Raw genomic sequence first — 15740 nt, forward strand, 5'->3', positions numbered from 1 at the left:
GTTCTATGACAACATACACTACTTCTTACAAGAGTACGAAGCTTGGGAAAAAGTATATACTAGTGATTTTGGAGCGTTAAATGAGTTTGATAACGAAAACTATTTACAGTTTTTATCTGGTGGAAATGACTCTACTTTTAGAAGTTCTCAGGATATTGCTATAAACAACCCAGCAAATATATATTGGGATTACACAGGTGTTTATGGAGTAGGAGATGTACCAGGAAATATGTACCTAAAAACTTTAACGTTAGATTATGATTTCTTTGACAATGAATTCTTTGAACTTAGCGTTATTAATGACGGAACTATAGAGTTGTTCCATTCAGATTCTGGTACAATATATGAATTTGCTGGCAGAGGTTATATACCTTATTACAGAGAGTCTGATACGCAAGGTAGAGTTACAAAACATGTAGATAAACCTAAAAAGCGTAAGCAAAAAACAGTAAAAACAGATAACCCTAGAGAGAATACTAGAAACACCCAATAATTAAAGTTAAATCAAAGTGTTTAATATAAATGAAGGAGTTCCGTATGACCTTTTAAATAAAATAAATAGATACACACGAAACTAAATTTTGGTTGGTTATTTAGTTTCACAACGCTCAGTTAAAGCACTTGATTTACTGAGCGTTTTCTTTATCTTTACAGGAAATTATAACTAATATTTTTTACATGGATAATTCAAATCATGCGGGTCCTAGTTATAAATCTAGATTCAAAAAGTTTATTTTAAAGATTGTACTTGGTGTTATCGTCTTATGTGCGATTCTTTTATGGGCTTGTTCTTGGACATATTCAGAAGGGACACGTGCTGGTCAATTAATTAAAATCTCAAAAAAAGGGGTGGTCTTTAAAACTAACGAAGGGGAACTTAATATGGGAGGTTTGCGAATGGGTAATGCAAATGATGGATTAGAAGGAAATCTATGGCAGTTTTCTGTTTTAAACGAGGAGGTTTTAGAAGAATTAAAAAGTGCGGAAGGTAAAAGAGTAAAACTGAGTTATAAAGAACGTTACAAAACAATGCCATGGCAAGGCAATACCAATTATTTTATAACTAAGGTAGAGGTTATAAAACCTTAATTATAATTAATAGATTTTCTAGAGTTGGTTATAAATCTTTAAGAACCATTTCTAAATCCTCATAAGCATAAGGTTTAGCCATGATAATTTTAGAAGAACTTAACAAAAAATACATTGGAGTGGCCGCTACTCCATAAGTTTTTACCATTGGGTTTTCCCATTTGCCTAAACCTAAAACATGCGTAAAGTTAGGATATTTTTTTATTTCCTCTAACCACTTAATGTCGTTTTCTTCAAGACCATAGGCCACTACTTTTAAATCTGGATTCTCGGCAACTAATTCTTTTACTTTAGGCAGTTCAGCTAAACAATGACCACAACCACTACTCCAAAATATAAGTAAATAGTGTTCGGCACCTTCTAAGTCATGTAAACTGGACGTACTATTTTCTAAAGGAATCTCAAAATTTGGTGCTTTGGTACCAATAGACGTGTTTTTGTAAGACGTTATGGTTTCTGCGAGTACTATATTATCTGTTTTGTTGGCCAAGCTTAACAAATAAGAATCTGTAATATAATTGGCTAAGTTATGGTTTTCTAGTGTTACAAAACGTTGCCACAATATTTCTAATAGACTAGTTTTAATAACTAAGTCATCATCACTTATGGCTGAAGCAACATCATCAACAAGTGCTTTATATATATCTTCACTTGGATCTTCAACAATATTAAATACATAGGCTGTAACGCGATCTACCAAAAATGACGAACTCTGCAATAAGTTATTACTAAAATCGATCTGCTTGAGATAGTTTTTCTTTAGGTTATTAGAATAGGTCTCTAAATCTTCATACTGAGCTGGGATATACGGACGATTAGCAGTAATAAAGGCAGACACTAATTTGCCCTTTGCAGATTCTTCATAAGCCAATTGAGTATCCTTAAGAACTTTAAATATAGATTTAAATCCTTTCTTGTCAGCGTTGTTTTTAGAATAATAGTTATTTATTGTCTGATTAACCATATCCATACTTTTAAGGTATGAATTCCAAAGTTTATTTTCTTCAGATTCTGTAAAATGAACTCCATTTTCATAATTAAAATTAAAGGCAACAGTTTCTTTACCATCATATACAAAATCAAAATTATTTTCCTCAGGTGGAATAGCATATACTATCTTATATATTCCGGGACTAACGGTAGAATCTAAAGTAATTTCAAAATTCCCTTTATTATCTAATTTTCCTCTATCCACGTAACTTGCACCTTCTGGTGTAGCTTTATAGAGAAAGGCATAAGTATAATTCTCTGCAGGTGAAAACGTACCCTTTACACTTTGTGCAAATGATATAAAAGGTAGTATTAAAAGGATCGTATATAATTTCTTCATTGGTAAATATTTTATCTATTCTATAACGACAATAATTAAGCCATTATTTTGATTTGGATCTGATACTTTCTATAACTACGGTAGTTAAAATTAACGCACCACCTACAAATGTATGTATAGTTGGTATTTCTTTCAAGAAAAAAAATGCAATTATTATTCCGAATACAGGTTGCGCACTGCCAATTATACTTGCCGTACTTGCTTTAAAATATTTTAGGCTGTTTACAAACATGGTGTGCCCAATGGCTGTGGTTAGTAATGCCAATAAAATTACATAAGGATATTGTGAAGTAATATTAGAAACATCCATAAAAAACAAAGCTGGAATAAGGATAATCGTGAGAATTGCAACCTGATAAAACATAAGCATGGTTCCATTATATTGGGAAACATGCCCTTTAAGAATTAGAATTCGTAGCGCATAACAAAAGGCAGACAGTAATCCTAAAAGTGCACCTTGTAATTGTCCACTTTCTAGGTTAAACTCTGGAGCTAAGATGTAAATACCGATTAATACTATTGTACCAAGTACAATATGAATAGGATCGAATTTCACTTTGGTAAATAAAGGTTCAAGTAATGCTGTCATGATGGGAAATGTAAATAATGAAAGCATACCAATAGCAACATTAGATAACTTTAAAGCATAGAAATAGGTGATCCAATGCGCACCCATGAATACTGCGCCAAGAAAAAATGTCTACCGGTCCTTGCCATTATATATTTTTAGATTAATGCGTTTATAGATGCAAAATAATAGTAGAAAAATAGTAGCTAATGCAGAACGAAACCAGATTATTACAGGAGTGGGTAAATCAATAAATTTGCCTAAGGCACCAGATGTACTAATAAATAATGTAGCTAGAGTTAGCCAGAATAAATGATTTAAATGACTTTTTTCATTCATTTAATATCAGATAATGCAGCTAAAGCTTGTTTTGTAGATTTAATATTCTCGAAAGTAATTAATAAGCGAAGCCCATTTCTTGTCTTTTTTTCTTTCATTTTGCATTTGCCTGTGTTCATCTGTACAAACTGCAGCACTTTAGTAAAAGCATCACTTTGATAGAATTTACTTTGTTGATTTTGTATAAAATAACCTATGAGTTTTCCTTTTTTCATGATGACTTTTTCAAGTCCCATTTTTTTCGCTATCCATTTTAAACGCACACTATCTAGCAGGTCCTCAACTTGAGTTGGTAATTCTCCGAAACGATCAATAATTTCAGATTCAAATTTATCTAATGCTTCTTCAGTTGTAATCTCGTTAAGTTTGGTATAAAGATTTAATCGCTCTGTAATGTTATTTACATAGTCGTCTGGAAATAGTAATTCAAAATCAGTGTCAATAGTAATGTCCTTAACATACTGCTTCGGTTTACCATCATCCTTATAAAGATCCGCAAACTCAGATTCTTTGAGTTCTTCAATGGCTTCATTCAAGATTTTCTGGTAGGTATCAAAGCCTATATCATTGATAAAACCACTTTGTTCACCTCCTAATAAATCGCCAGCACCTCTAATTTCTAAATCTTTCATGGCAATATTAAAGCCACTACCAAGCTCTGTAAATTGTTCTAATGCTGTGATACGTTTACGAGCATCTGTAGTCATTGCGGAATACTCTGGAGTAATGAAATAACAGAATGCTTTTTTATTACTGCGGCCCACACGTCCTCGCATTTGGTGTAAATCACTTAACCCAAAATTATTGGCGTTATTAATAAAAATGGTATTAGCATTTGGAACATCTAAGCCACTTTCAACAATAGTTGTACTTACTAAAACATCAAACTCACAATTCATAAAAGCAAGCATCAGTTGTTCTAGTTTTTTACCATCAAGTTGCCCATGACCAATACCTATCTTAGCATCTGGTACTAAGCGTTGAACCATACCTGCGACTTCCTTGATGTTTTCTATTCTATTATGAATAAAAAATACTTGACCACCACGTTGAATTTCGTAACTAATAGCATCTCTAATAGTTTCTTCACTAAAACGAATCACGTGACTTTCTATAGGATATCGATTTGGAGGAGCCGTTGTAATCACAGATAAATCTCTTGCAGCCATTAAGCTAAACTGAAGTGTTCTAGGAATTGGAGTTGCTGTTAAAGTCAATACATCGACATTCTCTTTGATAGTTTTTAATTTTTCTTTTACAGCCACACCAAATTTCTGCTCCTCATCTACAATGAGTAAACCTAAATCCTTAAACTTTACATTTTTGTTAGCCAATTGATGTGTCCCGATAATAATATCGACACTGCCTTTTTCTAATCCTTCTAAAGTTTCACGCTTTTCTTTGGCTGTTCTGAATCGGTTGACGTAATCTACGGTAACCGGAAAGTCTTTTAGTCGTTGTGTAAATGTTCTAGAATGTTGATATGCCAAAATAGTTGTTGGTACTAAAACCGCCACTTGTTTTCCGTTATCGACGGCTTTAAAGGCTGCTCTTATAGCAACTTCAGTTTTTCCAAAACCAACATCTCCACAAACCAAACGATCCATCGGGAGCTCACTTTCCATATCAGCTTTTATATCTGCAGTTGAGCTAATTTGGTCTGGCGTGTCCTCATAGACAAATGAAGCCTCGAGCTCGTGTTGCATATAACTATCTGGCGCATATTGATAACCTTTCTTTAACTTACGTTTAGCGTAGAGTTTAATAAGATTGAATGCAATTTCCTTAACACGAGATTTTGTCTTTTGCTTAAGGTTTTTCCAAGCTTTACTGCCTAATTTGTATATCTTAGGTGGTTTGCCATCCTTACCATTAAACTTTGTAATTTTATGTAGGGAGTGAATACTCAGATACAACACATCGCGTTCGCCATAAACAAGTTTTATAGCCTCTTGTTTTTTACCTTCTACATTAATTTTTTGAAGCCCACCAAATTTTCCAATACCATGGTCGATATGTGTCACATAGTCCCCAATTTCTAGGTTTGTGAGTTCTTTTAAAGTAATAGCCTGCTTTTTTGCATAGCCGTTTTTAAGGTGGAATTTATGATAACGATCAAAAATTTGATGATCAGTATAAACAGCAATTTTATGCTCAGTATCAATAAACCCTTGATAGAGTGAAAGTACTATTGTTTTGTAATGTACATTTTCATCAACATCATCAAAAATATCATGAAATCGTTTGGCTTGTTGTTCACTCACACAAGCAATATAATTGTTAATACCGTTCTGATGGTTTTCGTTTAAATCTTCAATGAGAAGGTTGAATTGCTTATTAAAGGCAGGTTGAGGTTTGGTACGAAACTCTATAGTATGAGTACTAATAAAAGCTGATGTGCCAAATTCTACCAATGTATACTCTAAAAATTGGCTTTTTAATAATTCAGAATTACAAAACAGTTCATCTGGTGAAGCGTGTTTAACCTCTTTAGATAAAACATTAAAGGCTTCGACAGCTTTATTATAAAACTCATCTATTCTCGAAAATAACAATGATGAATTTTTAGTAAAAACGACAGTCTTATTTGATATATATTTTAAGAAACTTTCACGATTTTCAGCAATTTGCTTATTAGTAACATTAGGGATTATACCTACCTTTTTAATACGCTCAGTCGAAAGTTGAGTTTCTACATCAAACGTTCTGATGCTATCTACTTCATCACCAAAAAATTCAATTCTGTAGGGCTCGTCATGAGAAAAAGAAAAGACATCTATTATACCACCTCTAACTGAAAATTCACCAGGTTCGGTAACAAAATCAACACGTTTAAATTTATATTCAAACAACACTTCATTGACAAAATCGATACTTAGTTCAGAACCAACAGAAATTTTAAGTGTATTCTTTTCGAGTTCTTTTTTGGTAACTACTTTTTCAAAAAGAGCATCTGGATAAGTGACAATAATCGCAGGTTTTCTTCTTGAATTAATCCGGTTTAATACTTCGGCCCTTAATAAAACATTGGCATTGTTTGTCTCCTCGATTTGATATGGTCTACGGTAACTACCCGGATAGAACAACACATCTTTATCGTTGATAAGCTGCTCTAAGTCGTTGAGATAATATGCTGCTTCCTCTTTATCGTCAAATACTACTAAAAATGGCTTCTCTGCAGTTTTGAAAACTTCTGAAATAGCCACAGAAAAAGATGAACCAACAAGACCTTTAAGGTGAGTTTTACCTTCAGTTTGGGCAATAGTATTTTGCAGATTTTGCAGTTGCAAAGTCTGTGAAAATGTCTGGGAAATGAAGGCTTTACTCAAGTTCCATTATTTGAAGGTGCAAAAGTACATGATTTTTTCCATTTGAAAATTCAAATAAAAACATTTTGTGGACTTATGAAGTTGTTATTAAAGTAAAGCTATATTTTACATTAGTATACTGTTGAAAAATTCAGGTTTTACGCTAAAAAAATATAGAATTTTTGAAGCTTACAATAACGATAAATTCTATGAATAGAATTATATTTGTTGACCAATAATTTAGAGACAATTAAATTTATATATATGTCAATTTCAGATTTATTCGAAAGTGGATTTAAAAAACGAAACGAGGACCATTTTGCTGCAATTGTTAGGGTTGCAATGAGTGATGGAGTCATTAACGATGCTGAGAAAGCCTTTTTAGATCGCTTAGCGACGCGCTTAGATATAACCGAGAGCGAATTCAACGAAATATTGAAAGATTACAAAAGCCATCCAGTAAATGCGCCACATTCTTATGACAGTCGTTTAGAGCGATTATATGATTTAGCGCGTATGGTATGGGCAGATCATATTGAAGGGCCAAATCAACTAAATTTATTAGAGAAATTATGTATTGGTTTAGGTTTTAATCAAGACAATGTAAAATACATTGCAGACAAGGCCTTAACTTTAGTGCACTATGAAGTAGACTTAGATGAGTTTACAGAGAAAATGAAAAAAATGAATCAATAAAAGATTCTCAAGTTTAGTTAAAAAGCGAACTAACCGGTTCGCTTTTTTTATGCTTTCCGCATAAATTCCTCAGCTTTTTCAACCATGTTTTTACTACCACAAATAAATGGTACACGCTGATGTAATTCTGTTGGTTCAATATCCATAATTCTTGTAAAACCATCACTCGCTCTACCATTGGCTTGTTCCGCCAAAAATGCCATTGGATTACATTCGTATAAAAGCCTAAGTTTTCCGTTGCTGGCTTTAGAACTTTTTGGGTACATGTAAATACCACCCTTTATCATATTTCTATGAAAGTCAGACACTAAAGATCCAATATATCGAGATGTATACGGTCTGTCACCTTCTTCCATTTGGCAATACTTAATGTAGTTTTTTATACCTTGAGGGAAGTGAATATAATTACCTTCATTTACGGAATAAATACTACCATTTTCAGGGAATTGCATGTCTGGATGGGATAAGTAAAATGAACCAATCGCAGGGTTTAGGGTAAAACCATTAACACCATGACCAGTAGTGTATACTAGCATAGTTGAAGTTCCGTAAATAATATAACCAGCAGCAACTTGTTGATTACCTTTTTGTAAAAAATCTTCTAAAGTCACAGGCGTACCTACCGGAGTCACACGTCGATAGATAGAAAAAATAGTTCCTACAGAAACGTTGACATCAATGTTTGATGAACCATCTAAAGGATCTATTAATACCACATATTTATTTTGGTGGTTTTCATCCTGGCTGTTAATCGTAATAAAATCATCTTCTTCCTCACTTGCAATACCACAAACAATATTTCTTTTAGTCATTGTTTGTATAAACTTGGTATTAGCGTAAACATCTAATTTTTGCTGGTCTTCACCTTGTATGTTTGTATCTCCTGCAGCTCCAATGATATCTACCAAGCCTGCTTTATTTACTTCATGATTTACCACTTTGGCAGCTAATCGTAAGGAATTAATGAGGCGGGAAAGCTCACCAGAAGTGTATTTAAATGAAGCTTGGTTTTCAATTATAAATTCACCTAAGGTTTGATTGCGTTGAGACATGAAGTAGTATATTGATTAATTCTGAACAAATATCGGATTTTTTAATAAACTAAAACGTTTTCGTAAAGTAATTTAATTGTTATGTAAGGTGAGATTAGATTATATTTGAACACCTATTAAATTGTATAATGAACCAACCAAGATTAGCTACAATAGAAGATATGCCTAGAGTCTTAGAACTCATTAATGAATTGGCAATTTTTGAGAAAGAACCAGATGCGGTAGAAGTTTCACTAAAAGACTTACAGGAAGACGGTTTTGGTGAGCAGCCTAAATTTACCTGTTTCGTTGTTGAAGTTGATGGAAAAGTGGAAGGACTGGCATTAGTGTACCCAAGGTATTCGACATGGAAAGGAAAGGTACTTCATTTAGAAGACCTAATAGTTAGTGAAGCGAGTAGAGGTAAAGGTTTAGGGACATTATTACTAGATACTGTTGTTGAATATGGCAAGTCTATGGACGTAAAACGAATTGGTTGGGAAGTTTTAGACTGGAATGAACCTGCAATTGAATTTTACGAAAAAAAAGGTGCACGTGTTATGCGCGATTGGGATGTAGTGCAACTTGATCAAAAAGGAATTGATAATTATTTAAACCAAAAATAGTGCGTGTTTTTAAGTTTGGTGGTGCATCAGTAAAAGATGCAGAAGGTGTAAAGAATTTAGCAGCTGTTTTAAAGACAACAGGTCATGAAAACACTTTAGTTGTAGTCTCAGCAATGGGAAAAACAACTAATGCTATGGAATTGGTTATTAAGAACTACTTTGAGAATAAAGCAGAGTTACAAAGTTCTATACACGATGTTATTAAATTTCATAACGAGATATTATTAGAGCTTTTTACAAATGAGCGTCATCAGGTATTTGCTGCAGTAAAAGCGCTTTTTGATGAATTGACATTGTTTTTTAAAAGTAATAAATCACCAGACTATAATTTTGTATATGATCAGACCATAGGTTTTGGGGAATTAATTTCTACTACAATAATAAGTCATTATCTCAACGAGATTGGTCTTAAAAATAACTGGTTAGACGTAAGAGACTATATTAAAACGGATAGTTACTATAGAAGAGCTAATGTAAATTGGGACGTGACACAAGAGCGAATCACTAAAATATTTAACCCTTCAGTTTTAAATATTACTCAAGGATTTTTAAGTAGTGATGCCAATAATTTTACAACAACCTTAGGTAGAGAGGGTAGTGATTATACAGCAGCCATTTTTGCCTATTGTCTAAATGCCAACAGTGTTACGATTTGGAAAGATGTACCTGGAGTCTTAAATGCTGATCCACGCTATTTTGAAAACGCTCAATTGTTACATCAAATTTCTTACAGAGAAGCCATAGAGTTAGCGTTTTATGGAGCTTCGGTAATACATCCTAAAACCCTTCAGCCGTTGCAGCGTAAAGAGATTCCTTTACATGTAAAATCGTTTTTAAATCCAAAAGGAGATGGTACACGAGTTAGTAAAGGGAAAACTCTGGAGCCTGAAATCCCTTGTTTTATAGTTAAGAAGAATCAAATTTTAATCTCACTATCATCATTGGATTTTTCATATATCGTAGAAGAAAATATTAGTGAAATATTTAGTTTACTTCATTTGTATAAAATGAAAGTAGATGTCATTCAGAATTCGGCAATTAGCTTTTCTGTTTGTGTAGATAATATTTATAATAATCTCGAAAAGTTACTTCAGCATTTAAAAGCAAAGTTTAATGTAACATGTCATGAAAACATGAGTCTTTATACCATTAGACATTATACTTTAGATGCCATAAAAGAGTTAGAACAAGATAAAACCGTGCTATTGAAGCAATTAACACAGGGAACAGTACAAATTGTTACTAAATAAATAGTTATTACATTTGTTTTATGGCGAAATCATCTGAAATTGGATTAGTTACTGCAAAGGAAGTTGCCAAAGCAATTAATGCTGATAAGTATGGTTTCTTAGGTACGTTTTTTGGTTGGATACTAATGAAAGTGCTAAAAATTTCTACAATAAATAAAATTTATAAGCGTAATAAACATCTATCAGATTTAGACTTTTTAAATGCTTTACTTGATGATTTTCAAATTAAATTTGAAATACCTGAAGAGGATTTAAAACGATTACCTAAAGATGGTGCTTACATTACGGTGTCTAATCATCCTCTCGGAGGAATAGATGGTATTCTACTTTTAAAATTAATGATAGAACAACGCAGTGATTTTAAGATTATCGCCAATTTTTTACTTCACAGAATAGAGCCTTTGAAACCTTATGTAATGCCAGTTAATCCTTTTGAAGACAGAAAGGATGCTGCCAGTAGTATTACAGGCTTTAAAAATGCCATAATGCATTTAAGAGATGGTCATCCATTGGGTGTTTTTCCCGCAGGAGAAGTTTCAACTTATAGAGATGGCAAACTGGTAGTTGACAAACCATGGGAAGAAGCCGCTATGAAGTTAATTCAAAAAGCTGAAGTACCTGTAGTTCCTATATATTTTCACGCCAAGAACAGTCGATTATTTTATAGACTATCTAAAATTAGCGATACCTTAAGAACAGCGAAATTACCTTCTGAATTATTAACTCAAAAACGACGTGTAATTAAAGTTAGAATAGGCAGACCAATTTCTGTAAATGACCAAAAAGAGCATAGTACGCTTCCTGAATTCTCAGAGTTTTTAAGACGTAAAACCTATATGCTTTCTAAAACTTTTGAAGACAAACCTAAAATTTTAGATAATTTTAAGTCAACAGTAAAATTACCAAAGCCACCAAAACGTATTGTTACACCAATAGAGACAGATGTTATGGTTGCTGAGGTTGAACAGTTAAAAGAAAAAGACTGTAGACTTTTAGTTAGTAAAAACTATGAGGTTTATTTAGCAGAGGCAAGAGATATGCCTAATATACTGCGAGAACTAGGTAGATTAAGAGAGATTACATTTAGAGAAGTAGGAGAAGGAACAAATGAGGCGATTGACTTAGATTCGTTTGACACCTATTATCATCATATGTTTCTATGGGATAATGATAAAAACGCCATAGCAGGTGCATACAGAATGGGACTAGGTTCAAAAATATTTGAACGCTATGGAATAGATGGGTTCTATCTGCAGGACTTATTTCGTTTTGAGCCAGAATTGTACAAAATGATGAGTCAATCCATAGAAATGGGTCGAGCTTTTATTATTAGAGAATACCAACAAAAACCAATGCCTTTATTTTTATTGTGGAAAGGTATTGTACATACAACTTTACGCTTTCCAGAACATAAATATTTAATTGGTGGTGTGAGTATTAGTAATCAGTTTTCAAATTTCTCTAAAAGTTTGATGATTGAATTTATGAAATCACATTATTACGATCCTTATGTAGCCCAATATGTTCACCCTAAAAAAGAATTTAAGGTGAAGCTAAAAGATGCGGATAAAGATTTTGTATTTGATTCTACAGAAGCCGATTTAAATAAATTCGATAAGATTATTGATGAAGTAGAACCAGGTGCATTGAGGCTTCCTGTTTTGCTCAAAAAGTATATTAAACAAAATGCCAAACTTGTCGCTTTTAATGTTGATCCATTATTTAATAATGCTGTAGATGGGTTGATGTATATTAAAATTGCCGACTTGCCAGAAAGTACTGTAAGACCTGTAATGGAAGAATTTCAAGCTGAATTAGAACGTAAGTTTATGAATGGTAATCCAGAGAATAAATAGATTTAATTCATTCATTTCTTCAAATTTAGCAAAGTATGTTTAGTTTGGAATTAAAAAAACCCAGAATATTAATTCTGGGTCTATAATTATTTTGTTTTTAAAACCAAGGCTTTTTGCCAACCTGATAGGTGTTGTAGAATTCCTCATCTGATTTAGTCAGATAAACGATACCTTCAATAAGACCTACCAAACCAAGTGCCCAAAGAAGTAATACTCCAATTCCAACGCAAGTTAATACTGCGCCAACAACCCAGAGGCCAAGTAATATACCACCTTCTTTATTGTAACCTAGAATGAACTTATGCACTCCTAAACTACCAAATATTATGGCTAAAATACCTGCTAAAACTTTTTTGTTTTCACCAGAAGCTTTATTTAAAACATCTTGTGCCCCTTCTGTAAATTCTTTAGCACTCTCTTTAGCTTCATCAGCAATCTTGCTGGCTTTTTCCTTGGCTTCATCAGCTATTTCTTTGGCATCATCAGCCAAGTCACTGGTTTTTTGACTTATTTTGTCTTTGGCTTTTTTAGCATCTTCTTTAGCATCACCAATCATATCGTCAAGTTCATCGCCTAAATCTTTGTTGTCGTCTGACATAGTTTTAATGTTTTTTTGGTTAGAAATTAAAGTTACTAAAAAATAGCATTACTTTTTCCCAAACAGTCTTTGAAAAAATCCTTTTGTTTTCACTTTGGCTTCTTTATAGGTTTCTTTAGCGTCTTCTGCTAAGTCGTCAAGTTTATCCTCTGCAACATCAGCATATTCGGTCAATTTTTCACCTGCTTCACCAGCAAATTCTTTAGCTTTAACTTTTGCATCAACGTAGACTTCTTTAGTATCTTCAGCGAATTCTGATGCTTTTTCTTTTGCATTGTTATACATCTCTTTAGCATCCTCATTTATAAACTCATTCGCTTTATCTTTAACATGGCTAAAAGCTTCTTTAGCTTCGTTTACTAATTCACTTGCCTTCTCTTTAGTATTATCAAAAGCATCTGACCCTTCTTCTTTTAAATCCGCAGAGGTGTCTTTAATTTCTTCTGAATTCTTTTCTAGAATTTCTTCTACTTGTTCTGACTTTTTGTTTAATTCATCTTCTAAATTTTTGTTGTCTTCACTCATGGTTGTATCGTTTAGTATATTAGAGGACAGAAAAGTTACGCTCTCATTTAAAAGCTTGGTCTACTGGTTCCCAAAGTTCAATTTTGTTACCATCATTATCCAGAATCCAACCAAATTTGCCGTAATCGTATTCTTCCATGTCACCTACTATTATGACACCTTCCTCTTTTAAAGTCAGTAATAGTTCCTTTAAATTTTCAACACGATAGTTAAACATAAAGTCTTTCTTAGAAGGTTCAAAATATTTAGTGTCCTCAGCAAAAGGACTCCATTGAGTAGAACAATCTTTGCCATCTTTATCTTTCCACCAAAACGTGCAACCATAATCATCGGTATTAAAACCTAAATGTTTCCTATACCAATCTTTAGATGCTTTTGGGTCTTTTGTTTTAAAGAATAAACCACCGATACCTGTAACACGCTTTTTCATTTTATTTGTTTTTTATTGCAGATTCATAAATATTTACCCACTCATCGCAAGTCATTTTTCTTGTGAGTTCACCGATAAGTTCAAATGGTATTTCATCCACTTTTTTAAATCTAATACAGCTTTTGCCCATGTCTAGTTTGCGTTTACAATGCTTAGGATACTCTTTCACAAACCAATCGTGCAATTCTTTTTTAGCATATATACCACTGTGATATAAGTTTACTGAGTTTTTTTGTGATGCAAAACTCATAAAAGGAAGCGGAATTTTTGGGTCACAGTGATAGCCTTCTGGATAGACCGAATGCGGTACATAATAACCTATCATTTTGTAAATAATACCTTCTTCAAACCCTTTAGGTAAATTGTCATTTATAACTTTCCGCAATTTATTTAAGGCATCTTTTCGATTTTCCGGAACTTGACTTATATAGTCTTCTGGCGAAGTGGCATCGTACTGCATAATTTAGATTGATTTAGTAATCATCTAAATTAACAAAATTTTGCTTGTATCTTATCTACAATGGTTTGGGCTAGTTTAATATTACTCTCAACTGTCCAGCCAGCTACATGTGGTGATAGAATTACATTATCTGCATTAATAAGAAACTGAAAAGCTTCAGGTAAGTTTGATTTTTTACCTTTTCGCATCCATCTAAATTTTGGTTCATCAATTTTAAATAAATTTTCAAATGATGATTTCTCGTATTCTAAAACATCTAAGCCTGCGCCTAAAATTTTCCCAGAATCTAAGGCAGACACTAAATCTTCAGTAACTACGCTTTTACCACGTGCTGTATTTATGAGCCAAAATGGTTTTCTGAAATTATTGATAAATTCTCTATTTACCATGTTGAGTGTCAATGGTGTTTGAGGCGTGTGTAAACTCAAAACATCTGCATTTTCTTGAAGTTCTTGTAAGTCTACTTGTGTACAATTTTCATCTCCAACATTAGCTTTAATGTCATAGCAAAAAACTTGAACATCAAATCCTCTTAACTTTTTCGCAAAGGCTTTTCCCATATTACCATAACCAATAAGACCTATAGTTTTACCGTCGAGTTCTAAGCCACGATTAGCTTCGCGCAACCATTTACCTTGTCTCACTTCTTTGTCTGCTTTATTGAGTTTGTTTAATAAGGATAGCAACATACCTAACGCATGCTCACCAACAGCATTTCTATTGCCTTCTGGCGCAGAAATCAGATTTACACCTTTTTGTTTGGCATAATCGCAATCTATGTTTTCTAACCCTGCTCCAACTCTACCAATAATTTTTAGGTTTTTGGCTGCATCTAAAAACTTTTTATCAATAGAAAATCGACTGCGAATGATAATGCCATCATAGTCCGAGATCTTAACTTCGATTTCAGATTTGGAAGAAGTGTAATCCTCATGATTAGTGAAGCCTAAATCGTTGAGTTGATTTATTAGTAATTTATGGTTTTTATCTAGGTGTAATATTTTCATTTTTTATCATAATTGCCATTAGTACTAAGATAAGAGTGACAAAGGTTTTTAATTTTCAAATCTTTGGGTATTGCGTTTGTGTCATTTTATGCTGAACATTTCCAGTATGAGATGTCTTTAACTTTTCAAACAATAAAACATGGACTTCTTCTTCATTTTTGGTGCAAGGGTTATGCTCAACCCCTTTTGGCACAACAATGAATTCACCTTCTTTTACAACTTCGGTTTTGTCTCTAAATTGCATATAGAGTGTGCCTTTAATGACCTGAAACAATTCGTCTTCGTTATCATGATGATGCCACACAAATTCTCCTTTTAATTTCGCTAAAATCACCTGCATGTCATCAACTATAGCTATTTGATGTGGATGCCAGTTTTTATTAAATTTTGAAAATTTTTCTTTGATGTTTATTGCTTTCATGTTATAAAGTTACGAAAGCTATTTAGTTTAGATTCCTAAAATCAATTTAGCAATCCAGAAATAGAGTAAGATTCCTAAAATATCATTACTTGTTGTAATGAAAGGTCCTGTGGCTATGGCTGGATCTATACCTCTTTTATCTAAAAATAATGGTACAAAAGTTCCGATTAAACCAGCAATGATAATGACTGCGACTAGTGAAACAG

At 33.0% G+C, this 15740-nt stretch carries 17 protein-coding genes and 2 pseudogenes; 7 read left to right on the forward strand and 12 right to left on the reverse strand.

Going from position 1 to position 15740, the window contains the following annotated elements; translation table 11 throughout:
* Positions 1–493 (forward strand): annotated as a pseudogene (locus ACTG3Y_RS11050) (nicotinic acid mononucleotide adenyltransferase); the annotation flags it as partial.
* Positions 494–678: 185 nt separating this feature from the next.
* The gene (locus ACTG3Y_RS11055) at positions 679–1089 is read left to right on the forward strand and encodes a 6-phosphogluconate dehydrogenase (protein ID WP_439152985.1); all 411 of its coding nucleotides are present in this window, start codon (positions 679–681) and stop codon (positions 1087–1089) included.
* Positions 1090–1117: 28 nt separating this feature from the next.
* Here the strand turns inward: ACTG3Y_RS11055 and ACTG3Y_RS11060 are convergent, their stop codons facing one another.
* The 3 genes and pseudogenes from ACTG3Y_RS11060 to ACTG3Y_RS11070 all read right to left on the reverse strand — a co-directional run.
* On the reverse strand, positions 1118–2419 hold the full coding sequence (locus ACTG3Y_RS11060) for a TlpA family protein disulfide reductase (protein ID WP_439152986.1): 1302 nt from the start codon (positions 2417–2419) through the stop codon (positions 1118–1120).
* Positions 2420–2462: 43 nt separating this feature from the next.
* Complete coding sequence (locus ACTG3Y_RS11065) at positions 2463–2939, reverse strand: DMT family transporter (protein WP_439153000.1); 477 nt, start codon at positions 2937–2939, stop codon at positions 2463–2465.
* Positions 2925–3104: pseudogene (locus tag ACTG3Y_RS11070) on the reverse strand (EamA family transporter); the annotation flags it as partial. The pseudogene ACTG3Y_RS11070 and the gene ACTG3Y_RS11065, both read right to left, overlap by 15 nt.
* Positions 3105–3165: 61 nt before the next feature.
* On the opposite strand from ACTG3Y_RS11070, the gene ACTG3Y_RS11075 reads away from it, so the two are divergent.
* Positions 3166–3303: a hypothetical protein gene (locus ACTG3Y_RS11075; protein WP_439152987.1), complete on the forward strand. Its 138-nt coding sequence runs from the start codon at positions 3166–3168 to the stop codon at positions 3301–3303.
* Between the two features lie 19 nt (positions 3304–3322).
* Here ACTG3Y_RS11075 and mfd read toward each other — a convergent pair whose 3' ends face one another.
* Positions 3323–6655: a transcription-repair coupling factor gene (mfd, locus tag ACTG3Y_RS11080; protein WP_439152988.1), complete on the reverse strand. Its 3333-nt coding sequence runs from the start codon at positions 6653–6655 to the stop codon at positions 3323–3325.
* A gap of 243 nt (positions 6656–6898) precedes the next feature.
* Here mfd and ACTG3Y_RS11085 point away from each other — a divergent pair, with 243 nt between their 5' ends.
* A complete protein-coding gene (locus tag ACTG3Y_RS11085; RefSeq protein WP_439152989.1) occupies positions 6899–7330 on the forward strand; it encodes a TerB family tellurite resistance protein in 432 nt (143 codons plus the stop codon).
* A gap of 47 nt (positions 7331–7377) precedes the next feature.
* Here ACTG3Y_RS11085 and fbp read toward each other — a convergent pair whose 3' ends face one another.
* On the reverse strand, positions 7378–8382 hold the full coding sequence (fbp, locus tag ACTG3Y_RS11090) for a class 1 fructose-bisphosphatase (protein ID WP_439152990.1): 1005 nt from the start codon (positions 8380–8382) through the stop codon (positions 7378–7380).
* A 128-nt stretch (positions 8383–8510) separates the two neighbouring features.
* Here fbp and ACTG3Y_RS11095 point away from each other — a divergent pair, with 128 nt between their 5' ends.
* From ACTG3Y_RS11095 to ACTG3Y_RS11105, 3 genes are read left to right on the forward strand one after another with little or no spacing between them, the layout of a single operon-like run.
* The gene (locus ACTG3Y_RS11095; RefSeq protein ID WP_439152991.1) at positions 8511–8987 is read left to right on the forward strand and encodes a GNAT family N-acetyltransferase; all 477 of its coding nucleotides are present in this window, start codon (positions 8511–8513) and stop codon (positions 8985–8987) included.
* Positions 8987–10237, forward strand: coding sequence for an aspartate kinase (locus ACTG3Y_RS11100; RefSeq protein ID WP_439152992.1), 1251 nt, complete (start codon positions 8987–8989; stop codon positions 10235–10237). Before ACTG3Y_RS11095 ends, ACTG3Y_RS11100 begins: the two co-directional genes overlap by 1 nt.
* Positions 10238–10257: 20 nt before the next feature.
* Positions 10258–12093 (forward strand): GNAT family N-acyltransferase, encoded by a 1836-nt coding sequence (locus ACTG3Y_RS11105; protein ID WP_439152993.1) that lies wholly within the window; start codon positions 10258–10260, stop codon positions 12091–12093.
* A 97-nt stretch (positions 12094–12190) separates the two neighbouring features.
* Here ACTG3Y_RS11105 and ACTG3Y_RS11110 read toward each other — a convergent pair whose 3' ends face one another.
* From ACTG3Y_RS11110 to ACTG3Y_RS11140, 7 genes are all read right to left on the reverse strand, one after another.
* Positions 12191–12691, reverse strand: a complete 501-nt coding sequence (locus ACTG3Y_RS11110; protein ID WP_439152994.1) for a hypothetical protein — start codon at positions 12689–12691, stop codon at positions 12191–12193.
* A gap of 48 nt (positions 12692–12739) precedes the next feature.
* The gene (locus tag ACTG3Y_RS11115) at positions 12740–13216 is read right to left on the reverse strand and encodes a hypothetical protein (RefSeq protein WP_439152995.1); all 477 of its coding nucleotides are present in this window, start codon (positions 13214–13216) and stop codon (positions 12740–12742) included.
* 43 nt (positions 13217–13259) lie between these two features.
* The gene (locus tag ACTG3Y_RS11120; RefSeq protein ID WP_439152996.1) at positions 13260–13646 is read right to left on the reverse strand and encodes a VOC family protein; all 387 of its coding nucleotides are present in this window, start codon (positions 13644–13646) and stop codon (positions 13260–13262) included.
* 1 nt (position 13647) lies between these two features.
* The gene (locus tag ACTG3Y_RS11125) at positions 13648–14106 is read right to left on the reverse strand and encodes a DUF1801 domain-containing protein (RefSeq protein ID WP_439152997.1); all 459 of its coding nucleotides are present in this window, start codon (positions 14104–14106) and stop codon (positions 13648–13650) included.
* A 29-nt stretch (positions 14107–14135) separates the two neighbouring features.
* Positions 14136–15113, reverse strand: coding sequence for a 2-hydroxyacid dehydrogenase (locus tag ACTG3Y_RS11130; RefSeq protein ID WP_439152998.1), 978 nt, complete (start codon positions 15111–15113; stop codon positions 14136–14138).
* Positions 15114–15168: 55 nt separating this feature from the next.
* Positions 15169–15534, reverse strand: coding sequence for a cupin domain-containing protein (locus ACTG3Y_RS11135; RefSeq protein ID WP_439152999.1), 366 nt, complete (start codon positions 15532–15534; stop codon positions 15169–15171).
* A gap of 27 nt (positions 15535–15561) precedes the next feature.
* Positions 15562–15740: magnesium transporter (locus tag ACTG3Y_RS11140; RefSeq protein WP_439153001.1), on the reverse strand; the 179-nt coding region annotated here is incomplete at its 5' end.

It is taken from the genome of Winogradskyella sp. (genome assembly GCF_965656915.1).
Lineage (GTDB): Bacteria > Bacteroidota > Bacteroidia > Flavobacteriales > Flavobacteriaceae > Winogradskyella.